At 50.7% G+C, this 22,530-nt stretch carries 23 protein-coding genes and 1 pseudogene; 13 read left to right on the forward strand and 11 right to left on the reverse strand.

Features of this window, described 5'->3' with window-relative positions; genetic code table 11:
* The first annotated feature begins 304 nt into the window (after nucleotides 1–304).
* Genes gcvP through gcvH form a run of 3 tightly spaced genes read left to right on the forward strand, consistent with a single transcriptional unit; the run spans nucleotide 305 to nucleotide 4,669 of the window.
* The gene (gene gcvP, locus CMUST_RS10880; RefSeq protein ID WP_236690204.1) at nucleotides 305–3,109 is read left to right on the forward strand and encodes an aminomethyl-transferring glycine dehydrogenase; all 2,805 of its coding nucleotides are present in this window, start codon (nucleotides 305–307) and stop codon (nucleotides 3,107–3,109) included.
* 25 nt (nucleotides 3,110–3,134) lie between these two features.
* Nucleotides 3,135–4,232 (forward strand): glycine cleavage system aminomethyltransferase GcvT, encoded by a 1,098-nt coding sequence (gene gcvT / locus CMUST_RS10885; protein ID WP_047262547.1) that lies wholly within the window; start codon nucleotides 3,135–3,137, stop codon nucleotides 4,230–4,232.
* Nucleotides 4,233–4,282: 50 nt separating this feature from the next.
* Nucleotides 4,283–4,669 (forward strand): glycine cleavage system protein GcvH, encoded by a 387-nt coding sequence (gcvH, locus tag CMUST_RS10890; protein WP_047262548.1) that lies wholly within the window; start codon nucleotides 4,283–4,285, stop codon nucleotides 4,667–4,669.
* Nucleotides 4,670–4,973: 304 nt separating this feature from the next.
* Here gcvH and CMUST_RS10895 read toward each other — a convergent pair whose 3' ends face one another.
* Nucleotides 4,974–5,333: a DoxX family protein gene (locus tag CMUST_RS10895; protein WP_047262549.1), complete on the reverse strand. Its 360-nt coding sequence runs from the start codon at nucleotides 5,331–5,333 to the stop codon at nucleotides 4,974–4,976.
* A 24-nt stretch (nucleotides 5,334–5,357) separates the two neighbouring features.
* The gene (locus tag CMUST_RS10900; RefSeq protein ID WP_236690105.1) at nucleotides 5,358–5,903 is read right to left on the reverse strand and encodes a TetR/AcrR family transcriptional regulator; all 546 of its coding nucleotides are present in this window, start codon (nucleotides 5,901–5,903) and stop codon (nucleotides 5,358–5,360) included.
* 186 nt (nucleotides 5,904–6,089) lie between these two features.
* On the opposite strand from CMUST_RS10900, the gene lipB reads away from it, so the two are divergent.
* The 3 genes from lipB (at nucleotide 6,090) to CMUST_RS10915 (ending at nucleotide 8,853) form a co-directional block, all read left to right on the forward strand.
* Nucleotides 6,090–6,857: a lipoyl(octanoyl) transferase LipB gene (gene lipB / locus CMUST_RS10905; RefSeq protein WP_047262550.1), complete on the forward strand. Its 768-nt coding sequence runs from the start codon at nucleotides 6,090–6,092 to the stop codon at nucleotides 6,855–6,857.
* A 61-nt stretch (nucleotides 6,858–6,918) separates the two neighbouring features.
* Nucleotides 6,919–7,965: a lipoyl synthase gene (lipA, locus tag CMUST_RS10910; protein WP_047262551.1), complete on the forward strand. Its 1,047-nt coding sequence runs from the start codon at nucleotides 6,919–6,921 to the stop codon at nucleotides 7,963–7,965.
* A 102-nt stretch (nucleotides 7,966–8,067) separates the two neighbouring features.
* A complete protein-coding gene (locus tag CMUST_RS10915) occupies nucleotides 8,068–8,853 on the forward strand; it encodes a DUF4191 domain-containing protein (RefSeq protein WP_047262552.1) in 786 nt (261 codons plus the stop codon).
* Nucleotides 8,854–8,939: 86 nt separating this feature from the next.
* On the opposite strand, the gene CMUST_RS10920 is transcribed toward CMUST_RS10915, so the two are convergent.
* Nucleotides 8,940–9,413, reverse strand: a complete 474-nt coding sequence (locus tag CMUST_RS10920; protein ID WP_047262553.1) for an RDD family protein — start codon at nucleotides 9,411–9,413, stop codon at nucleotides 8,940–8,942.
* A 217-nt stretch (nucleotides 9,414–9,630) separates the two neighbouring features.
* Here CMUST_RS10920 and glnA point away from each other — a divergent pair, with 217 nt between their 5' ends.
* Together glnA and CMUST_RS10930 are read left to right on the forward strand one after the other, a co-directional pair.
* Nucleotides 9,631–11,067, forward strand: a complete 1,437-nt coding sequence (gene glnA / locus CMUST_RS10925; protein WP_047262554.1) for a type I glutamate--ammonia ligase — start codon at nucleotides 9,631–9,633, stop codon at nucleotides 11,065–11,067.
* A 128-nt stretch (nucleotides 11,068–11,195) separates the two neighbouring features.
* Nucleotides 11,196–11,534 (forward strand): zinc ribbon domain-containing protein YjdM, encoded by a 339-nt coding sequence (locus CMUST_RS10930; RefSeq protein ID WP_047262555.1) that lies wholly within the window; start codon nucleotides 11,196–11,198, stop codon nucleotides 11,532–11,534.
* Between the two features lie 64 nt (nucleotides 11,535–11,598).
* Here the strand turns inward: CMUST_RS10930 and CMUST_RS10935 are convergent, their stop codons facing one another.
* Together CMUST_RS10935 and CMUST_RS10945 are read right to left on the reverse strand one after the other, a co-directional pair.
* The gene (locus CMUST_RS10935; protein WP_047262556.1) at nucleotides 11,599–12,531 is read right to left on the reverse strand and encodes a hypothetical protein; all 933 of its coding nucleotides are present in this window, start codon (nucleotides 12,529–12,531) and stop codon (nucleotides 11,599–11,601) included.
* Nucleotides 12,532–13,202: 671 nt separating this feature from the next.
* On the reverse strand, nucleotides 13,203–13,529 hold the full coding sequence (locus CMUST_RS10945; RefSeq protein WP_047262557.1) for a transposase: 327 nt from the start codon (nucleotides 13,527–13,529) through the stop codon (nucleotides 13,203–13,205).
* A gap of 147 nt (nucleotides 13,530–13,676) precedes the next feature.
* On the opposite strand from CMUST_RS10945, the gene CMUST_RS16380 reads away from it, so the two are divergent.
* The gene (locus tag CMUST_RS16380; protein ID WP_236690106.1) at nucleotides 13,677–13,841 is read left to right on the forward strand and encodes a helix-turn-helix domain-containing protein; all 165 of its coding nucleotides are present in this window, start codon (nucleotides 13,677–13,679) and stop codon (nucleotides 13,839–13,841) included.
* Here the strand turns inward: CMUST_RS16380 and istA are convergent.
* Entirely contained in the window at nucleotides 13,810–14,817 is a 1,008-nt protein-coding gene (gene istA, locus CMUST_RS10950) for an IS21 family transposase (protein WP_052844690.1), read from the reverse strand. The two genes, CMUST_RS16380 and istA, sit on opposite strands and share 32 nt — an antisense overlap.
* A gap of 213 nt (nucleotides 14,818–15,030) precedes the next feature.
* On the opposite strand from istA, the gene CMUST_RS16385 reads away from it, so the two are divergent.
* Entirely contained in the window at nucleotides 15,031–15,165 is a 135-nt protein-coding gene (locus CMUST_RS16385) for an IS3 family transposase (protein ID WP_083987538.1), read from the forward strand.
* 366 nt (nucleotides 15,166–15,531) lie between these two features.
* Here CMUST_RS16385 and CMUST_RS10960 read toward each other — a convergent pair whose 3' ends face one another.
* The gene (locus CMUST_RS10960; protein WP_047262558.1) at nucleotides 15,532–17,022 is read right to left on the reverse strand and encodes a carboxypeptidase-like regulatory domain-containing protein; all 1,491 of its coding nucleotides are present in this window, start codon (nucleotides 17,020–17,022) and stop codon (nucleotides 15,532–15,534) included.
* 384 nt (nucleotides 17,023–17,406) lie between these two features.
* Between CMUST_RS10960 and CMUST_RS16965 the strand changes: the two genes are divergently transcribed.
* Nucleotides 17,407–17,619 (forward strand): hypothetical protein, encoded by a 213-nt coding sequence (locus CMUST_RS16965; protein WP_047262559.1) that lies wholly within the window; start codon nucleotides 17,407–17,409, stop codon nucleotides 17,617–17,619.
* A gap of 45 nt (nucleotides 17,620–17,664) precedes the next feature.
* On the opposite strand, the gene CMUST_RS17230 is transcribed toward CMUST_RS16965, so the two are convergent.
* From CMUST_RS17230 to CMUST_RS17240, 3 genes and pseudogenes are all read right to left on the reverse strand, one after another.
* Nucleotides 17,665–17,829, reverse strand: a complete 165-nt coding sequence (locus CMUST_RS17230; RefSeq protein WP_158408230.1) for a hypothetical protein — start codon at nucleotides 17,827–17,829, stop codon at nucleotides 17,665–17,667.
* Between the two features lie 539 nt (nucleotides 17,830–18,368).
* Complete coding sequence (locus CMUST_RS17235; protein ID WP_047262561.1) at nucleotides 18,369–18,575, reverse strand: transposase; 207 nt, start codon at nucleotides 18,573–18,575, stop codon at nucleotides 18,369–18,371.
* Between the two features lie 166 nt (nucleotides 18,576–18,741).
* Nucleotides 18,742–19,068 (reverse strand): annotated as a pseudogene (locus tag CMUST_RS17240) (transposase).
* A 951-nt stretch (nucleotides 19,069–20,019) separates the two neighbouring features.
* On the opposite strand from CMUST_RS17240, the gene CMUST_RS10990 reads away from it, so the two are divergent.
* Together CMUST_RS10990 and CMUST_RS10995 are read left to right on the forward strand one after the other, a co-directional pair.
* Nucleotides 20,020–21,477, forward strand: a complete 1,458-nt coding sequence (locus CMUST_RS10990) for an IS1634 family transposase (RefSeq protein WP_052844640.1) — start codon at nucleotides 20,020–20,022, stop codon at nucleotides 21,475–21,477.
* Between the two features lie 34 nt (nucleotides 21,478–21,511).
* On the forward strand, nucleotides 21,512–22,021 hold the full coding sequence (locus CMUST_RS10995) for a transposase family protein (RefSeq protein WP_083987540.1): 510 nt from the start codon (nucleotides 21,512–21,514) through the stop codon (nucleotides 22,019–22,021).
* 161 nt (nucleotides 22,022–22,182) lie between these two features.
* Here CMUST_RS10995 and CMUST_RS16605 read toward each other — a convergent pair whose 3' ends face one another.
* Entirely contained in the window at nucleotides 22,183–22,470 is a 288-nt protein-coding gene (locus CMUST_RS16605) for a hypothetical protein (RefSeq protein ID WP_144414198.1), read from the reverse strand.
* Between the last annotated feature and the right edge of the window lie 60 nt (nucleotides 22,471–22,530).

Raw genomic sequence — 22,530 nt, forward strand, 5'->3', positions numbered from 1 at the left:
CTAAGTGAGGTACCTAACCCCCAAACTTTTCAGCAGGGATGTGGGCTAAGCCAGACACTGTGTGTGGTTAGTTTTATGCACCCAGTCAGGCGTATTTCAGCTGGCTATGCCAGCAAGTTGAGCATCGTCCACCATTGTGCGATGGTGGCGATAAAGCCGTGGCATAATGATCTCTATCACGTACCATTGTGAGCGTTATGCCCATGAATTGCTAAAGGAGACCGTCGCCACCATGACGCAACCACTTTCCTTGTCCAGTTTTCGTGACCGACATATAGGCCCTGATGAGTCGGAAAGGGTGGCGATGCTTGCCCGGCTTGGCTACCCAACCATCGATGCTCTGGTTGACGCCGCTGTTCCTAGCGATATTCGCTCTGATCAACCCCCTGCGATTGGCCCAGCGTTAAGCGAAACTGAGGCGCTTACCCGGCTGAGGTCGTATGCTAACCGCAATGTTGTTCTCAAGCCGTTTTATGGTCAGGGCTACTACGGAACCATTACCCCACCGGTCATTCGTCGCAACGTTGTGGAAGACCCAGGCTGGTACACCGCCTATACCCCCTATCAGCCTGAGATTTCGCAAGGCCGACTTGAAGCGTTGCTGAATTTCCAGACGATGATCTCTGAATTGACTGGGCTTCCGGTTGCGAATGCCTCATTACTTGACGAGGCTTCCGCAGTTGCTGAGGCCGTGGGCTTGATGGCCCGGGTGAATAAGAAAGGCAACCGGGTTATTTTGGACCAGCGGTTACACCCCCAGGTATTAGGTGTTGCTTCGGAACGGGCACGTGCTATTGGGCTGGAAGTAGAAATCACAGAGCTTAGTGCGGGTTTGGTTGGTGAAAACATCGTCGGTGTGGTGCTTGCATATCCTGGAACTGAAGGCGATGTTAAAGATATCCGCCCAATAATTGAGGATATCCACACAAAGGGCGGGTTAGCCGCTGTTGCTACCGATTTGCTCGCACTCCAGTTGCTGGCCTCCCCTGGTTCGTTGGGGGCAGACATTGCGGTTGGTTCTTCGCAGCGCTTCGGCGTTCCGCTGTTTTTCGGCGGGCCACACGCGGCGTTCATGTCAGTCACCGATGCGTTAAAGCGGCAGCTTCCGGGCCGTATCGTTGGTGTTTCGGTAGATGCCGCTGGGAATCCAGCATACCGATTGGCGCTGCAGACCCGGGAACAGCACATTCGTCGCGAAAAGGCGACGTCTAATATTTGCACCGCGCAGGCGTTGTTAGCGGTGTGTGCCTCAATGTATGCGGTATGGCACGGCCCTGAGGGGTTGAAGGCGATTGCGCAGCGGGTTCACGATTTGGCGAGCCGGTTCGCCCACGCGATTGAGGCATCCGGTGGCACGATCGCTCACCAGAGTTTCTTCGACACCGTCACCGTTGTGGTACCGGGTGCTGCGCAGGCAATTACGGATCAGTTGGCGGAAGAGGGCTATTTGGTTCGCCCGATTGGTGCGGATAAGGTTTCGGTCGCGTTCGGTGAGGACGCCGAGGTTGCGGACGTCGAAAAGCTTGCTGCCGCATTCGGAGCTTCGCTTGTCGACGCCCCAGCGGACCGCACCGGACGCGAATTCCCGGCTGGATTAGTACGCACCGATGCCACCCTGTCGCACCCGATTTTCGATTCCGTGCACTCGGAAACCCAAATGCTGCGCTACCTGCGAGCGCTCAAGGACAAAGACTTAGCGCTGGATCGCACGATGATTCCGCTGGGTTCGTGCACCATGAAGCTGAATCCGACTACTGGGATGGAACCGATCACCTGGCCGGAATTCGCCAATATCCACCCCTATGCTCCGGAGAGATTCACTAAGGGATGGCTGGAACTTATTGCTGAATTGGAGGACTGGCTTTCCGCGATCACCGGTTACGCCAAGGTGTCTGTACAGCCTAACGCAGGTTCGCAGGGCGAATTAGCTGGCCTTTTGGCTATCCGCCGCTATCACTTGTCGCGTGGCGACGATCAACGTGACATCATTTTGATCCCACAATCCGCACACGGCACCAATGCGGCCTCCGCCACCCTAGCGCATCTGCGGGTTGTTGTTGTCGCTACCGCCGCAGATGGTTCCATTGACGTGGCGGATCTGGATGCCAAATTGGAAAAACACCGCGACCATGTGGCGGGAATCATGATCACTTACCCGTCAACGCACGGAGTTTTCGAGGATACGGTTCGCGACGTGTGTGCAAAGGTGCATGAAGTTGGCGGACAAGTCTACATCGACGGCGCTAACCTCAATGCGCTTGCTGGTATCGCCCAGCCTGGTGTATTCGGTGGCGATGTATCGCACCTCAACCTGCACAAGACTTTTACCATTCCGCATGGCGGTGGTGGGCCGGGCGTTGGCCCTGTGGCGGTGCGGGAGCATTTGATTCCATTCCTGCCTACCGACGCCACGGAAACCAACCCATACGAAGAAACCCCCACCAATACAGGGGTTCCGATCTCCGGTGCCATGTACGGTTCAGCTGGTGTGCTGCCGATTTCGTGGGCGTATATAGCCATGATGGGCGGTGCGGGGCTAAAAGACGCAACGGCGAATGCCATCCTGGCTGCCAATTACGTCGCTGCGGAGCTTCATGATTCCTTCCCTGTCCTCTACACCGGCGCGAATAACCTCGTTGCTCACGAATGCATCTTGGATGTGCGCGATCTTGCAGCTCAAACTGGGGTTTCGGCAACTGATGTTGCCAAGCGATTGGTTGATTACGGTTTCCACGCCCCAACGCTATCGTTCCCCGTCGCGGGCACACTGATGGTTGAGCCCACGGAATCTGAAGATAAAGCCGAGCTTGACCGGTTTATCGCTGCAATGCGCGCTATCCGCGCCGAGATTGATGAAATTGCTTCCGGACAGGTGGCTTACGAGGAATCGGTGTTGCACCATGCGCCGTTTACCGCGCAAAGTGTCACCGCTGATGAGTGGGATCACGCATTCACCCGACAGCAGGCAGCGTATCCGGTGCCGTCACTGCGCCGTGATTTGAAGTATTTCCCACCAGTACGTCGCTTGGATGAGGCCTACGGTGACCGCAATTTCGTTTGCTCCTGCCCACCACCGTCTGCGTTCGACATCACAGAAGACGAGAATTAGACCGGCTAGAAGAAAGGTTTGTTACGTGACTGATTTGCGCCAATCTCCGCTGCATGCGGAGCATGAGAAGCTAGGGGCGACATTCATTCCATTCGGCCCGTGGAATATGCCGTTGAAGTACGGCAACGAATTGGCTGAACACCGCGCAGTGCGGGGAACCTGCGGAATCTTCGATCTTTCGCACATGGGCGAAGTCTGGGTTAAGGGCCCGGATGCTGGGGCGTTTTTGGACTATGCTTTGATCTCTCGGCTGTCGACAATCAAGGTTGGCAAAGCCAAGTACACCATGATTGTCGCGGCATCGGGTGGGATCATTGATGATCTCATCGTGTATCGCACCGATTTAGATACGTTCTTGGTTGTCCCTAACGCGGGTAATGCCGAAGTTGTTGCCAAGGAGCTGCAAGACCGTGCCGCCGGATTCGATGTTGCACTTGACGATGCCTCCGCCGCAACCGCACTCATCGCGGTTCAAGGCCCCAATGCACAGGCATTGATTTTAGAACTAGCCGCTGACCCACAGACTGTGACTGAGCTGGGGTATTACGCCGCAGTTCCGGCCGTGATCGCCGATCACGATGTGTTGCTTGCCCGTACCGGATACACCGGCGAGGATGGCTTTGAGCTGTTTATTCCCGCGGAGAAAGCAACCGACCTGTGGCAAAAAATCACCGCCGCTGGCGGCCCGCACGAATTGGTGCCGTGTGGGCTGGCGGCCCGAGATTCGTTACGGCTTGAAGCCGGCATGCCGTTATATGGTAACGAGCTCACGTTGCAAACCACTCCACTTCATGCGGGCTTAAGTGTCTTGGTTGCCAAGGAAGGCGACTTTATTGGCAAAGATGCTCTAAGTACGGTTTCGCCGGAGCGCGTGCTAGTGGGGTTGTCGTCTTCTGGCCGCCGGGCTGCGCGTTCCCACGCATTGCTTTTCGACGCTACCGGGACGGAAGTTGGTGAGGTTACCTCGGGCCAACCCTCCCCTACTCTTGGTCACCCTATTGCTTTGGCCTATGTTGATGTAGCCCATAGCGATAGCGGCACTGCCCTAGAAGCTGAGATCAGCGGTAAACGATATCCCTTTGAAGTGGTTGCGCTTCCGTTTTATTCGCGAAAACGTACGTAAACCACGCTACAATTCACCCGAAGAGTGCTACTTAAAGAAAGGCCCTTGTCATGTCTTTGCCTGAGAATTTCTCCTATTCCGCCGAACATGAGTGGATTGACGCATTGGTAGATGATGCCGTCGGCACCACTGTTAAGGTCGGTATCACCTCTGTTGCCACCGAACGGCTCGGCGAAGTGGTATTCGCTGAACTACCTGCGGTTGGTGACCAAGTTGAATCTGGCGAAACCTGCGGCGAGGTGGAGTCCACCAAGTCAGTTTCTGATCTATATTCCCCGGTTACTGGCACTGTCACCGCCGTCAATGAGTCCGTCCATGACGATTATTCCGTCATCAACGCTGATCCGTTCGGCGCTGGCTGGCTGTTTGAGGTGGAAGTCACCGCCGTTGACTCGCTCATGACCGCTGAAGAGTACGCAGCAGCAAACGGCGTGTAGCCCACACCACCGAAGCTCTACCTATTCAAGCCTCCGGATTTTCCGGAGGCTTGCCTATTTTCGACTGGTGTCTGTCGGTTGCGCTTTCTGATTGCACATTATCCAGGCAAGCTACATATAAGAAAATTTGCATGACGACATGTAGTAGGTAGCAGAAGTGACGAAATTGGAATAAATATATTCACAACACCTACATGTCGTCCATATTTATTCCTTATGAAATTTACTAAACCAATAGCAAGAGCCGAAACATTTTGCTCGCAGAAAATTTTCGAACCCACCCCTACCATAGTCGCGGCCAGTGCTAGAAGAGAACGAAACCAGTGGAACACACGGCCACAGCCAGAGAAAAAGCCAGCATGAACAAGCAGCTCAGAAAGGATGGATGTACGGTGAATCGGGCGCGCAGGTGCGCTATCAACGCACAGGTGAAATAGACTACCAACCCGCCAGCAGCGGCAACGCCAAACTCAGGGATCCACACCCCTAAGAGCAATCCAATCGCCGCTAACCCCTTTGCCACGAGCAAAGCCCAGGTCCAGTCGCTGGGAAAATTCACCCCAGCAATACATTCCCGAACAAATGCCGGCGGCTTGAGGCTCATTACAACATCGGCAGCCATAACTACCCCTAAAGCTACAAACAACCACGATACAGCATCCATTTTTCCTCCATTACTCCTGGTTAACTACATTGTTTTTCCTGTGATGGCCCGAAAATCTGCCTCGATTTCAGCCATGAGTTCAGCAACCGTTTCCACTTTCTTCGTCGATAACGTTAAGACGATCCCCACATAGGCGTGATAACACGCGAGCGCTTGCACCCGGTTACCAGCCAACACGACTTGAAACTCTGAAATTAATTGTTCGGAAATTACGCCAAATAACTCCGTCCCCCCGCCACCCATCACGATGATTCCGCCATAGGTCCGAGCAAGGTCAATGCGGCTGATAAAGAGCTCCACAAACGGTGCAACCAGTGACAGCAATTCAGCCACCGGATCCGCACTACGAACCGGCGTGCGGCCCGCATGGATCATGCGGATATAGTGCTCAAAAACCTGCACGAGCAGTGTGTTTTTATCGCCCACTGCCATCACCGTGCCGACGCTTACTCCCGCTTCAAGCGCTATATCGCGAATAGTGGTTGCGGCGAAACCCTTTGTACACATTAGGTCATCGGCAGCCGCTATCACCCGCGCATGAGTTTCTTCTCGTTTTTTATCGCGAGACATAATCATCACCATCATCACCTAAAAACTGAACACGTTCACTGAACATGTTCAACATTAGCTGGTTTGAATATCAAAAGCCACCAAACCACCAACATGACCGATACGAAAAAGCTACAATTTCCACAGTGCGCACGTAACGGGTGCGCCTATAACGTCATGTTCCAGCGTGAAAGTGAGTGTCATACAGTGACCGCCCCCCGGAAACCATTCTTTCCAGCCGATCAATCTATCCGACACAGCGAAACCCCACTCGGTGTCCGGCTGTTGGGAACCATTGATTATCAGGAAGCGTGGGACCTCCAAGCAGAACTAGCCGCCAAACGCGCAGCCGATGAAATGGATGACACTGTTTTGGTGCTAGAACACCCACCGGTCTATACCGCAGGCAAGCGCACCCAGCCAGAGGACCGCCCCACCAACGGATTACCGGTCATTGATGTTGACCGGGGCGGCCGTATCACCTGGCACGGACCGGGCCAGTTGGTCATGTATCCGATTATCAAACTTGCCGACCCCATCGACGTTGTGGATTACGTCCGACGGGTCGAAGAAGCACTGATTCAGATCGTCCGCCGCGCCGGACTTGTCGATGCAGGACGAATTCAAGGCCGCAGCGGCGTGTGGATTCCCGGCGCTACCGCAGCCGATCACCGCAAGGTTGCCGCGCTGGGTATTCGCATCACCAAGGGCGTGAGTATGCACGGTTTAGCTCTTAACTGCAACAACACCCTAGAGTATTACGAACACATCATTCCTTGTGGCATTGCAGATGCGGGCGTGACAACCTTGAGTAAAGAACTTGGCCGTGATGTCACTGTCGCCGACATGATTCAACCAGCGTTGCAAGCACTTGACGACGCCTTCTCCGGCCGTCTAGTCGTGGCAGACCATACATTCGCCTCCGCCCCAGATCCCACCAAAATCACTGCACACAGTGGTGCGTCGAAAAGCTAAGCCTTAAGCGGTTAGATTCATTGTTCGCCATTTTTCGCAACCTTGAGTACATTTCTTAAGTGTGACTACAGCACCAAAAGCACGTAAACCGCTTCGCATTGAAATCCGGAATGCGGAAACCCCAATCGAAGCGAAACCACGGTGGATTCGCACCTCGGTAAAAACCGGTCCGGAATACCAAGACATTAAAAAACGCGTCGCTGGTTCCGGCTTACATACGGTCTGCCAGGAAGCAGGTTGCCCCAATATCCACGAATGCTGGGAATCGCGGGAAGCCACGTTTCTCATCGGCGGCGCAAATTGCTCCCGGCGGTGCGACTTCTGCCAGATTAACTCGGCCAAACCTGAGCCTCTTGACCGGGACGAACCCCGGCGAGTCGCTGAATCGGTGCGGGAAATGGAGCTTAATTATTCCACCATCACCGGCGTTACCCGCGATGATCTCGATGACGAAGGCGCGTGGCTATACGCCGAGGTGGTGCGCAAAATCCACGAACTTAACCCGCACACCGGTGTAGAGAACCTCACTCCTGATTTTTCTGGTCGACCTGAATTACTACAACAAGTTTTCGAGGCACGACCGGAGGTATTCGCGCACAATCTCGAAACGGTACCTCGGATTTTCAAACGTATCCGGCCCGCGTTCCGCTACGATCGTTCCCTTGATGTTATCCGGCAAGCCCGCGACTTCGGTCTTGTTACCAAATCGAACCTGATCTTGGGCATGGGCGAAACCGTGGCGGAAATCCGCGATGCTTTGACCGATCTGCATTCCGCCGGCTGCGACATCATCACCATTACCCAATATTTGCGGCCCGGCCCGATGTATCATCCGATTGACCGGTGGGTAAAACCAGAGGAATTCATTGAGCACCGCGACTTCGCCTATGAGCTAGGCTTTGGTGCCGTGATGGCTGGACCGTTGGTGCGATCGTCATATCGTGCAGGCAAGCTTTATGCCGAGGCACTTGCTGCCAGAGGTGAACAATTGCCAGAAAACTTAAGTCACCTTGCGGAAACCGCACAAGGCTCCACCGCGCAGGAAGCATCAACTCTCCTGGATCGCTACGGTGCATCTGCGGATACCCCTGTTGTTTCTTCTCGGTAAACTTCTTAAATCTTAAAAGCCGCAGCTTGGTTATGTACCCCGGCTGCGGCTTAGGTTATAGTCCAATTCCATTTATCGCATCCCCCAACTAAGGTAATGAGCATGGCTGTTGACAACAAGCAGGCGGCAAAAGCCGCGAAGAAGGAAGAACGTGCGGCGAAACGCGCCGCACGCCGCCAAAATTGGGCGCAGATTTGGCAAGCATTCAAAATTCAAAAGGAACAGGATAAATTACTTGTTCCGTTGATGCTGCTGTCCGTTTTCGGCACTGGTTTAGTGTTCTTCCTTATCGGGTTGCTGTGGAACGGCCAATGGTTCATGCTCGTTACTGGCCTGCTATTGGGTATTGCGGTGGCGATGTGGGTTTTCAGCCGCAGGCTGCAAAACAGTGTCTATGATCGGGCATCTGATCAACCCGGTGCCGCGGGCTGGGCATTAGAAAACCTCCGCTCTGGTTTCGGTGTGGCATGGCGCACTAAAGCTGCTGTTGCTTCTACTACCCACATGGACTTCGTGCACCGCGTCGTCGGCGTTTGCGGTATTGTCTTGGTTGGTGAGGGGGAAGCACACCGGCTCAAGCCACTATTTGAACAACAAAAGAAACGGATCAATCGACTCGCCCCTGGTGTTCCGGTATCCACTTTGATCGTTGGCGAGGGAGAAGGTCAGGTTCCGTTGCGGAAACTACAATCCACCATGGTCAAGATGAACCGCAAGTACAACAAGAACGAGGTATACGAAATCGCCGCGCGTATTGAGGCCATGGACGCCGCCGATCAGCATAAAGCGGCTGGGCTTCCCAAAGGTCCACTGCCTAAGGGCGGCAAAGTATCCGGCATGAATCGCCGGGCACGGCGCACCGCAGAGCGGCAGAAAAAAGCCAAGTAGCCGACAACCCTAAAAGCCTGCGCGAACTATGTGCGATAGTCGCGCAGGCTTTTTGCTGTGACCAATTGGCTGGGGAATCAGTACAATTAGCCGAGAATGACAGCGGTTCCGGTTGCCCTATCGTGCATTCCCCGACCGTCGGTGTCCACCATTGCAGCCGGCAACACGAAGATGGTGAACAGGGTTCGGGCTATCGCCCGAACAAGCCCCACTCGGGCGTTCCTGTCATCGACACGCGCAACCCCCATCCCCAACCAAGCCTGCCCTGGGGTGCGGGCGAAGATCGCCACTGAGGAAATGCCTAGGATAACGAACAGAATCAGTGTGAGGGTGGCCACACCCCCTAGGGCGTTGGTGAACATGTGAATGAAACCAGCCACGATCCAGCACATCACCCAATCGATTAAAACTCCAACGCTGCGGCGGGCGACTGAGGCCAATGCGCCCGGTCCTTCTTTCGGGAGTCCCAATTTTTCACCAGGCCAACGCCCCGGACCACCATCACCATATTCTGCTGGGATCTCTGGGCCATCAAGCCAGCTTCTTTTGCTTTTCGCCATGACTACCAATCTAGCTGGTATCAGTGGTTTTCTCTGCACCAAGAAATTGGGGCGACTACAGACAGTCGTTTTTGGTGGCGTACCGGTGCGTGAGTTAACATTTTATGTGCTTCTTTGGCAAGTTATAGGTGTCATTGCAGCTTGATGGCGCTTAAGCTACCAAAGAACATTCACCTACAATCAAGCGGTAAGTAATTTGCCCATATGAGGAGTAACCGTGGCCTTTCACTCAGCCGACGAGGTACTGAAATTTATCACCGATGAAAATGTCGAGTTTGTAGACGTCCGGTTCACGGATGTACCAGGTAGTGAGCAGCATTTCACCATACCCGCTAGCATTCTCGATGAAGACACCATCGCCGAAGGCCTAGCGTTCGACGGTTCCTCCATTCGCGGTTTCACCTCCATTGACGAATCCGATATGGCGCTGATCCCGGACTTGGCAACCGCCCAGCTTGACCCATTCCGTCGAGCGAAAACTCTCAACATCAAGTTTTTCGTGGCCGACCCGTTTACCCAAGAACCATTCAGCCGTGATCCGCGCACCGTAGCATTGAAAGCGGAAGAGTACCTAGCCTCCACTGGTATTGCCGATACCTGCTATTTTGGTGCCGAAGCCGAGTTCTATCTTTTCGATTCTGTACGTTACGCCACCGAATCCAATGCTGGTTTTTACGAAGTGGATTCCGATGAAGGCTGGTGGAACCGGGGCGCAGAAACCAATCTTGATGGTTCACTCAACCGGGGCTATAAAAACCGGATGAAAGGCGGATACTTCCCAGTTCCCCCGTATGACCAAACCCAAGATGTTCGCGACGAAATGACTCGGGTGCTCGCCGAATCTGATTTTCAGATCGAACGTTTTCACCACGAGTGCGGCACAGGCGGCCAGCAGGAAATCAATTACCGGTTTAACACCTTGTTGCACGCTGCCGACGACTTGCAAACCTTCAAGTACATCGTTAAAAACGTCGCATACCGTAATGGCAAGACCGTAACGTTCATGCCTAAGCCGCTTGCGGGTGATAACGGTTCCGGCATGCATGCGCACCAATCGCTGTGGAAAGACGGAAAGCCACTTTTCCACGACGAATCTGGCTATGCTGGACTTTCCGACATCGCGCGCTATTACATCGGCGGTATTTTGCACCACGCTGGCGCGGTTTTAGCTTTTACCAACCCAACGTTGAATTCTTATCACCGATTGGTACCGGGCTTTGAAGCCCCCATCAACCTGGTGTACTCGCAGCGTAACCGTTCAGCAGCGATCCGTATCCCCATCACCGGTTCCAACCCTAAAGCTAAGCGGATTGAGTTCCGCGCGCCGGACCCGTCTGGCAACCCCTATTTCGGTTTCGCCGCGATGATGCTCGCAGGTCTTGACGGAATTAAAAACCGCATTGAACCGCATGCACCAGTGGATAAGGACCTTTATGAGTTGCCGCCGGAGGAAGCTGCTTCCATTCCGCAGGCTCCTACTTCTCTTGAAGCATCTTTGCAAGCGTTGTCGGAAAACCACGACTTCCTCACCGATACCGGCGTTTTCAGCGAGGATTTGATCGACACTTACATCAAGCTCAAGTACGACCGGGAAATAAACCCGGTACGGCTCCGGCCAACTCCACAAGAGTTCGAGTTGTATTTCGACTGCTAATCGCTGCGCAATTTTGCTACCCTGCGGGCACTAACGCTCGTGGGGTTTGCTTTTCGACGCCCCACCTTCGCATAATGATTACCGTCCCGCTTGGTATCTGCTCTTGACGCTGCGTATAGTAGCTTTTCATGACTGATCTGTTGCCACCATGCCCGGAATGTTCGTCGGAATACACCTATGAAATGCCACCACTTTTGGTTTGTCCTGAATGCGCTAACGAATGGTCGGTGGAGGAAGCCGAAGCCGAGAACGTGATTTACGATTCAGTGGGAAATCCTCTGGCGGATGGCGACGACGTGACTGTGGTAAAAACGTTGAAGGTAAAAGGCGCGAGCCAACCGATTAAATCCGGCACCAAAGTTCGTTCAATCCGGCTCGTTCAAGGAGTCGGCGACCACGATATAGAATGCAAAATTCCTGGTTTCGGGGCAATGCAATTGAAATCCAGCGTGGTGAAGAAAGCATAAATAATCCTGGTAGAACAATGGTGTTCTACCAGGATTATTAGTTATCGTAGCTGTTATAAGTCTGCTATCGATTCAATAATGCGGCTAACGGTGGGAAGATCTTAGCCAACATGGGAGCGGCAACTGCGATCAAACCAATGAGACCAGCAATAGCTGCAGCAACAATGCCAGCGATTACAGGTTTTGAGGAACCTTTGTCGGTAGGTTCTTTCTTGTCACCTGGTTGCTCACTTGGTTTTTGGTTCTGAGTTCTGCCTGGTTGGGTTTGACTAGCGGAGGTTTCGTTACCACGGGTTGGCATACTCTGCGCCTCTAGCTCTTTAGCCTTGGTCTGGCAATCCAAAAGTGCCTTCAATACTGGCGCATTTGAAGCCTCGGTCCATTTCAGGATTACCCGGTACGCTTCAATACCCTGTACATAGTTTTTAGCGCCCTGGCCCATCTCAGCGGCTTTCACGATTGCTTTCAGCTCTTCAATGGGCTTATTTTTCTCGGCATAGAGCTCTGCTGCGCCGAGAGCCGAATTGCCTTTAGTTTGTAAATCATCATAGATTTTCTGACGCTGTACCGCGTCAAATTCTTCCCCTGTTGCGCCCGCAGCCAGGTAGACATCGGAAAGCGCCTTGAGCAGATCTTCTTTTTCTTGATTATTGAATCCCTGTGCGTCGAGTACTTCATCAAGAGGCTTTCGCAACTCTGCGTTGTCTGTTCCTACCCAATCATGAAACTCATCGACCTCGATTCCCAATCGATCGGCTACTGTAAAGAACGCAATGTTTGAGTAGCTTCCCAGTTCTGCGGCCACAGCTTTTTCTTTTTCTGGGATTACCGTGGTCTTATAGTCCGAATAAGAGCACACGACGACACGATTATTACTCTGTGTTACAGTGACATCAGAGGAGACATATTCCTCATAAGCTTTAGCTGGCACAGTTCCACTTAGACCCACTGCAGCTATGCACGAAGCAGCAAGGATCAGTCGCAAATTCTTAGGCATTACGCAAACCTTTCTAGGGTTAAGCTTAAATTTAATTAATATATTAGTCACAATTGAGTCACATTACGCAAATCAGCAAACTCTTTAACAAAGACGTAACGGTGAAACTTCGAATCTCAAAATCGTCGCGTAATTGTGATCTTATTGATTACATATTCCTGAACTTAAATGGGCGTCGCTCCTGGAAAGTGGATATGTTTGTTGTGGTTGGTGGTTGTGATTGTAGTTTAAGCTGCGTGGGCTTCGTAGGTGTTCGGGGCGAGGTATCCGCAGTGACTGTGTCTACGTGGGTGGCGTGAAGTTGTGGTGAACCAGATCGGGAAACAGGTAATGATTCTTTTTCCGAATTGTGGTTTTCACCTTGCGTTTTTACTAAATCCCTGCAATCCCAACGTTTTCATGATCCGTGCGACACGCTTATGGTTAACAGGGCCGCAATCATACACATCAGATAAGTTCCGCAGCGATACGCTTGGCACCATAACACCCATTAGAACGATCAAAGATCGCACGAATACACACAGCCAGCAAGCTATCCTGAAGGATTTTTGCATCCCGTTTGTTCTTCGTGTTGCACCATTTGTAGTACGAGGATCGGTTGATATCAAGGACCTGACACATCCGCTTCACCGAGTACTCGGTGTGGTGGTCATAGACAAACTGGAAGCGGATCACCAGTTTGTCTCTTCTGCGAAATATTTTGCAGCCTTACGCAAAATGTCGCGTTCTTCCAGAACTTTATCGAGTTCTTTATGCAACCGTCGGTTTTCCTGCTCTAACTGCTGGATACGGTCTGTTTCACTGGTGTTTTTCTCGTGCTGAGGTTTCTTGTACGAACCTCGTGTGCGATTGCCTTTGCCCATAGCTTTCACCCATCCAAGTAATGTCGAACGATTCACGCCGAGCTGGTCTGATACTTCCAACAGCGTCAAGTCTAAGTTGTTCTCGTAAAACGCAACCGCATCACGCTTGAACTGCTTCGGATAATGCGAAGCCATCAAAGACTACCTTCCCCACCACACAGACGGAATATCAAGTGCCCACCAAACAAAGGTCAGGTCCAATTTGGCTCATCCGTGGGGTTAGCCTGGGGTGTCACGATTCTTGTTGGCGGGGAAACACTTTTACGACAAGGATGGAGAATTATGCCAAAGGCAATTTCTGAGCAATACAAACAGCAGTGCGTTGATGCGGTGCTAGTTCTGGGTAAGACACGAGAGCAAGTCTCTCGGGAATACGAAGTGTCAACGTCAGCGTTAGGGCGTTGGCTGGCTAAAGCTAGGGGAACTGAAGGTACAGAGAGTGTCTAATGGTTTGTGTGTGAGGGTTCGACTCACATGAGGAGATAAGCCAAAATGACCAGTGTGGCACGTAGAGATCCGGCTGATCAGGTACTGGATGTAAATATTGCCGTTCCTTCTCAAGCCGGACACCCGGTATGAAACCGGCCGAGTGCATCGTGGCGTTAATTTTCTCAGTGAATTGCGTACAAACGTGTTGAAGTTCCGCGAAACTCGCATACTGATCACGCAGATTCGTCGTTGTCGGGACGAGATCAGCCTTCGCGATTTTCACTGTGTTTTCCACCCCACCTTTTGTCTGGGGGTCATACGACACACACGTATGAATCGACACTCCGTAATGCGCGGCAGCGGTCACGATTTTCTGATTCCGCACCGGAAGCTGACACACATGGTCAACAGTGACTGTCTTCTCATTATCAGTCAACACCAAGGACGGCACCCCACCGAAATACCGAAACGCAGCATCCAACGCCGCAATAACACTCGGAGTTGTTTTATCAGCCAACGCCATCACAAACCGAGCCCTCGACCACGGTAACCACGCCGCAAACAACACCGATGCGTGCCCATCAATCACCGGGCCGGAACCGAAATCATACTGCAACCATTTGCCAGGAGCTGCAACAACCGGTTTACTCACCCGCTGATGCGACATCCGCCACGAGTCCTTCATCACCCGTACTGTCCGCTCACAGGTACGCCTCGAACCGGTATACCCATTCGCAACGATCTTGTCGAACACAACCCGCGCCTGAATATCACCATTAGAACGCGCGATTAACTCCGTAATCTCATCAACAAACGGATCGATAATACTTTTACGCACACCCCGACCAATCTCCTGTGGATTGCCCAAAGCACGACGAGTAACAAACTTCTTGACCGTATTCGGCGAACACCCGCACAACCTCGCGGTAGCCCGATATGTACCAACTACATCATAAGTAGATAAAATATCCATGATGGTCCTTTCGGATTTCATCAAGCCTTCCTTAACCGTTGAGAAGAACAAATTGCTTACATCAACTCAACCACCAAGGAAGGCTCTAATTATTTAACTTCCACACATGCACACACCCCCAACCCCGTGCAAAAACACTGCGCACACCATTCAAAATAACCTGTCACCTAACACTGGGTACATCAGCGTGATTCGAGGTTATCGGGACAGTGTGAGCATACTAATTTCTACGACATGCTTGATTCTGAGATCTATCGAATGCGGAATGATTCCTACCAGGTATATGGATCGCCCCGTATTACCGCTGAACTAGCGGATCAAGGAATACACGTTGATAAAAAGACCGTGGCGAAACGGATAAAATTCTAGGTATTGAAGGGATTTCACGAAGATATTCACCCCGATCACCACACAGGCAGCCCCTTCTGCTCATAGAATACCAGACCTGATTAATCGTCATTTTGACGCCAGGTACAACATGGTGACCATCACACTGTGAAACAGTCCTAATGACGGTGCGCAGCAATGCTCGTACTCGGCATCATCGATCAGGCGGGTTATGTCAGTACACTGTTGTGGGTAAGTACGCTAGTGTCAGCGGTACGAGACCTGGCTGTGAATTTGTGTCTTTTCACACTTCATACAAATACACCGCCAGGTCTTACCTGTGCCACCAATCAAGGGGCACAACCACCCGACCACCAAAACCCCAACACCTAAATAAGCTTCATTCTACTAGGGTATAAATACTTGTGGTAAGAAATTAGCTACAGCTGCGACTAGTAGTCCTACTGCTCCTAGAGCTCCGAGAACCCCCAACAGTGCCTTCCACCAGTTAGCAAAGTGTCCACTACTATTTTCGCCTTTTTGACTTACCGTGAGTTCTTTGAATTCCACTAAATCATTAAAAATAACAGTAATTCTGATTTTCCCTGTTGAAGTAGGGGTAAACGACGCTCTATATCTTGTTTTCTTTTCGTAATCTTGTTCAGCCTGCACAATTGTGTTACCAGCATTTACCGATAAACGTTTAGGCAACTTTGCCACCTGCGATTCCGGAAGAGTTAGATCGACAAGAATACTCGTAGATTGACCGACTGAAACGGTTTCTGGAGATACGCTGATATCAATTGATGTAGGTTGAGGCTTTTCTTGCATTTGGATTTCTTCATTAGTTACATCAATTGCCAGACGTTCTGAAATTAAACCACCGATTTGAGCCTCAAAATAGACAGTTTCTCTTTCCGTAAGAAAATCTGAAGAATTTGGAATGTAATTATACCGAAATACCCCACTTTTATCGGTTTGAACCCTCTCACGTACTGGCGTGCGCAAATGCTCATCCCATACAAGTGTGACTGGAACTCCCGCAGTAACTGGCCTTCCATCTTGATTAAGGACTAAACCCGTAATAGTAATGGGTGAGCCAAAATTAACCTTTTCCCGCTGAGTTATGAAATGAATAGCATTTGCTTCGGCAGCTGTGGGTGAAACGACATTAACTGATGGAAAGTCAGATGCACTCGACGGAATACACCTGAACAACACATTGAATTTCTTGCCATGTGAAGAAACAACTCCCGCAGCCGTGAAAGAAACATTCCGAGCAACGTGGTAATCAGTGGTAGATGGAAGAGTAAAATCAATGCGTTGATCCTGTTTCCCAGCCGGTATTTTTAACGTAAGGTCTGGAAAAGGCACCGTGTAGAAAGAACCATTATTCACCCCCGTAATCCCTTTGCTTTCCGTAACACTGTTGATATCCTGCTCTGAAGAACCTAGTGTATCTGTTGTAGCATCTCCAGAAATCCAATGCCGATTTCCTTGAGCTTCCACCTTGGCGTCGCCAACAACTGAAACTTCCGCTGATATGGCTTGATTTCCCGACATAACAAAAGGAACGTCAATGCGAGCATGGGAAATACGTTCAAATGAAGAAGCGCTCGGTTGTTCAGGATGAGCATTCGGAATTGTCACAGTCAAATCCTTTAACGTGTAGTTAAAGTTGGTCTCGCTAGGAACATTTATCGGAGCAACTACTTTTGCGTTTAATTTGACACCGAAATCCGCAAAAGGAAAAAGGTTACGCCCAGCATTTCCGTTATTATCAAGCTTGCAGCTAAGTGGTTGCGATACCGCGCTTTCTTCCATGGCATTTGCAGATACAGTGATTAAAACCGTATTTGCAATCAATGTCGAAAGTACTGTCAGTACAATTTTCCGCATTATTTTATTCAATTAAGTAGTATCCTCTCATTTAATTGAACTGGACAAACTTCAGCGCATACTAGACGTCAGTAGCTACATATCTTACAACAAAGTTATTTTTAACTTATTCCAGACTCACTTAAAACTAATATTTTGAAGCTTTGAGGTTACCCTTGAGTGGTGGACATCTAATTAGTACGGATTGTGTGTCTGTAGGAGAGGATGTTCATTGTGAGTCAACAACGTAGGAAGTTTACCCCGGAGTATCGGGAGTAGGCCACGCGGCTTGTCATTGAGTCGGGTCGCCCTAACACCCGGGTTGGGGACGAGTTCGGCGTCAGCGCGGGGTTGCTTGGCAAGTGGGTGCGCAACGAACGCGAACGTCAAGGCAACGTTGACGGTATGAGTGAAGCTGACGTATGTGCTGAAAATGATCGCCTGCGTCGCGAACTCGCCGAAGCACGTCTGGACAACGAGTTTTTATCAAAAGTAACCACCTTCTTCGCTGCGAAGCAACGCGAACGGAAAAGTTCGAATAATGCAGCAGGAGAAGGCGAACTACAACATCACACGCATGACACGACTCTTAGAGGGAGCATGATCCCTGAAAGGTAGACGCAGCAATCCGGTCATCGGCTAGCTCAGAAACGAGCAGGTAGATCATTTTGACGGTAAATTCGCCTGCGATAAATACGCAGCCGCGCGACGCAACACCTCATTCTCCTGCTCAAGCAACCGAATCCTCCGACGAGCCTCACGCAATTGAGTAGTTACGCCGTCTTTCACCCCGGAAGCAATACGAGCCTTGCGCAACCTTTTATCCAATGAGGTTTTCTCACCAGGAAAATGCGTATGAAACGTTGACCAGTGGTTTTGGGGTTTTGTGGGTGTGTCATAGCAAAAGCACGCGGGGTTCTAGCTCAGAATGGTTTTTGACAAACTGAAAGGAACACCGCGTGCTTCGTTATTGTGCCACACTTTTTCGTCCCAATTTCTACTGCACGTACCATCAGTGCATGGCTTCAAGCCCACCGCAAACACAATGATCGTCGAGTGTGTCAAGTGGTTTGTGTGTGGGGTGTGGTTGGTTATAGGTACTTGTGTGAATCGGTTGGGGTAGGCTACTGCCATGTGGTTGATTGCTTGTTTCCAGTTAGCTACTCGTCCTCCTTCTACCAGCCGTGCGGTTTGTGCGGCTGGTTTTCCTTCTTTGGTGCGTTTTCGTGCGCGTTTGTCTTCTTGTGTTGCAGATCATTAACCATAAGGTCTTAATTGCGGACTCATCATTAGTAAATTGCACACGGTTGCGGGTGGCTTTCCTTAAGTTCATTATTCAGCGACTTATATGGAATTGGTGGTGTACATTAACCTTCCGCGCTGCTGGTGGGAACTGCAGGAATGGAATAAATCATATCCCATGCGTTGTCCCAGACTTTGACTGATTGCGGGTATTTGTGCCCCAAGTCTGATGCGGCGAAATCATCCAAAGCTTTCTTCGCTTCGGCTTCGTCTGTAGCGGTGTAGACGTCTTTTAACGCTGCACTTACCTGTTTGCGGTCTTTATATGTCACCTATCTGTTCGCTGCTCGAATCAGGTGAACAACGAAAGGCTTTGCACCATCGCATGTGGCCATGTTGCTTGCGCAGCCATATCCAGGCCTTTTTAAGGTCGTCACAGCAGACGATGAATACGTCCTTATAACCCCACGGTTAGCACGATAGGGGGCAGGCATGTGCTTAAGTAAGGATGCGCCTTCTTCTTTGTACGATCCATATCCCCAGGACATGTGTTGTGATACCGTCCATATCCACACCAACTACCCATGGTAGGCGGATGTAGTGACTACCCGACCCCCGTCTAAGGACTTTGATCCGGATAGCATCCAAAAATATCACGGGGTAGAACTCGTCTAGCTGGCGGTTGTGCCATACCATCACTTCCTCTCACACCGCATCAGTAATCGCAGAGATCGTTTCAGGAGAAATATCCATCCCAATACTTGACACTAGGTGATGCTGGATGTCGCGAATAGTCATCCCACCGGTGTACAGGCTGATGATCATCTCACTCACGATCAGTAAGCCTGCGCGTTCCTTTGTAGAACCATCATAGGGGTAAACGACCCTTCACGATCACGTGGAACCGCAAATTGTGACAGGACCATACATTCGAGTCCAGAGTTTTAGGATATGACCCATGTACGGTAGTTACTGCTAGCCAAAGCGCTTGTGCCTTCCCGGTCGCCGTGCTCATAACCTAAATGAGCATCCAATTGAAGCATTCAAACCACGGGTAATCGATGCCTGTAACATTCCCCTAACAAAGTCATTCGCATCAAAAGTGGACGTACCCAACTCATCAATCAACTTCGCGATCTTAAGGGTTAACCAGTAGCTTCTTTACCAATTGCATCAACTGTGGCCTTATCAGCCGAAACGCTTACGTGCCACACTGGTCATTTTGGCTTATCTCCTCACCTGAGTCGAACCCTCACACACAAACCATAAGACACTCTCTGCTTCTACGCTGGCTGTATGACGCAACCAGTATCGCTACTATCGCTCGTGATGCACGTATTTCACAACCCACAGGTTATCGCTATATCCATGAAGCACTGAAAGTTGTTTCCGCCAAAACTCCTACCCTTCTAGACGCACTACGGCATGCCGAGGACAACAATAATCTCTTCGTCTGTTTGGACGGCACACTCATCCGAACAGACCGGGCAACACAAAAGAACCCGAACAACCGTCATGACCTGTGGTATTGAAGGCAAGCACAAAGCGTTTGGTGGCAATGTACAAGTACTAACCGACGAAAGCGGGTACCCGCTATGGGTATCCCCCTGAGTTGCACAGTGGTTTGTGGTTTTGGTGGGTTTGGTTGTGGGTGAGCTGGGGTTTTAGGGTGTTTTTTGGGTTTTTGTCGTACTAATTTGGTGGGTTTTTTGGGCTTGTTAGTCTTGTTGTGTGGTGCGGATTAGGAAAGTTAGGACTGCTAGCGGTGCGACTGCCGTGCAGATCGTGCGGGATGTGCATCGCCGAACTGTGGTGGATTATCATGTCGGTTCTGCCCATAACGAGATTGAACTTCACGCTTTACTCAAAAAAGCGCGTGATCTGCTTTACGCTGATCAGCTTGAGTTAGATCTTGAGTTACCAGTGGCAGGTGATACCGAAGACTCGTTGACGGTGGAGTCGATGACTGCTCGCGTATTATTGGATGTTTTTGCTTGTGCGTGGTCGACGCTTGGTTTTGATGCGATCTATCCGGTGGATTCTGTTTTTGCCCGCACTGTTTTTGCACGTGTAGTCCAGCCTTCTTCGAAGTCACAAGTACCCATGGTGCTTCAACGGTTAGGGTTACCTGCTGTTCATCGCAACACGGTTTCAGCTGCAGTGAAAACAGCTTTTGATGAGGATAAGTACAGTGCGTTTTCCCGAGCATGTTTTGATTTCAGCCTGGCACGTGGCACAGTAGCGTGGGTGCTTTATGACGTTACGACGTTGTATTTTGAAGCAGATCGTGAAGACGATTTACGTAAAGTGGGGTACTCGAAAGAGCGTCGTATCGATCCACAGGTTGTTGTGGGACTGCTTGTTGATAGCCGTGGACTTCCCTTGGAAATTTCCTGCTTCGAGGGAAACAAAGCAGAAGCACTCACCATGATTGATGTACTGAATAGCTTTCGCAGGCGGCATAACGTGGAAAATATCATTGTTGTCGCCGATGCTGGCATGATTTCTGCGGACAACTGCAATCATCTAGAAGCGCTTGGGTTTCAATTCATTATCGGGGCAAGAATGTCCAAAGCTCCCTACAAGATGGATATGCCCATCAATGAGACAGGACACGCTATTGATGATGGGCATATCGTCGAATCAACGAAAACAATGGGCCCTAGCACAACTCACCGAACCACACGGCGAATGGTCTGTCAGTATTCACACAAGCGATTTGCCAACGACAAGCACACTCTTGCCAAGCAACGTCAACGTGCTGAAGAAATCGTCACAGGAACGCGGAAACAAAAACGGGCACGGTTTGTTACCCACACCAGCGGCCATTCTGAGTTCAACACTGATGATTTTGAAAAAGCGTCACAACTAGCAGGCTGGAAAGGATACATCACCAACATCTCGGCCGAGGACATGTCAGGTGAACAAATCATTGCAACATATCATGACCTATACGAAGTGGAACGAAGTTTCCGAATGGCAAAAAGCGACCTTCAAGCCAGGCCAATGTACGTACGGAAAGAAGATTCCATCCGCGCCCACCTAAATCTCGTCTTTGTCGCCCTAGCCGTCGCACGTTTCCTACAAGATCTCACCGGATTCAGTCGACAAAAAATCATCAACATCCTCGAACCCTTACGAGACGTAACCATCAACACACCCCACGGCCCGATAACCATCCCCACAAAAATCACACCAGAAGCCCAAGAAATCCTCAACAAAATGTCGTACTAAAACTGTGCAAGTCAGGTTCTAGACGCACTACGGCATGCCGAGGACAACAATAATCTCTTCGTCTGTTTGGACGGCACACTCATCCGAACAGACCGGGCAACACAAAAGAACCCGAACAACCGTCATGACCTGTGGTATTGAAGGCAAGCACAAAGCGTTTGGTGGCAATGTACAAGTACTAACCGACGAAAGCGGGTACCCGCTATGGGTATCCCCAGTATCGCCTGGATCAACTCACGATATCACCGCAGCTCGCGAGCACGTCCTCGATGAGATAAACAATGTCGATATTCGCATCCTTGCCGATAAAGGCTATATTGGCGCAGATCACAACGTATATACACCAATCAAAGGGAAGAATCTGACAGATGAAGAATATGAGTACAACCGTCGCCTTAATAGTCTCCGGGCACCAGCAGAACAAGCAAACGCCATGCCCAAACAACTCAAAGCCCTACAACATGTAACCCTATACCCGAAGACCATAACAGCCATCGCAAAAACCACACTTGTCGTCCTACACCTCAACCACAACAAACCCTGATGAGAAAACCTCAATGTGCCGATATAAATACCAAAATCATCAGCAATCTGATGCAAAGACGTTAACTTATCCCGATTCAACGCAATCCGAACAACATCCTCACGAAACTCCCGAGGAAAACACTTAGCCATAAATAAACATCCTTCCAAAGCTAAACAATACTAGCCAATCCGAATGTCACCCACACCCACAACACTTCCTTTTGATAGTAAAAGTGAACTGCGCAGCTGGCTGCCCAACGGGGAACTAGTCAGTCTCCCACCAGCATCAACCACAGACACACTGCTACATGGCAACACTGCCCCAATAGCCACCAGCGCCACAGTCGCTGTGGGTGGTGCTGCCATGAGCACAGAGACAAGGGCTACTAACAGGCAACACCACAAGAAGAACCGGCTTACAGATCGGTGGTTGGCGGGCCGAGTAATAAGCGTCTGCGATAAAATCATAGCCCCGATACTACTGGTTACCCAAGTCACACAGCCGGACTTTAAAAAGACTCTAATGCT

The organism is Corynebacterium mustelae, from assembly GCF_001020985.1.
GTDB classification, from domain to species: domain Bacteria; phylum Actinomycetota; class Actinomycetes; order Mycobacteriales; family Mycobacteriaceae; genus Corynebacterium; species Corynebacterium mustelae.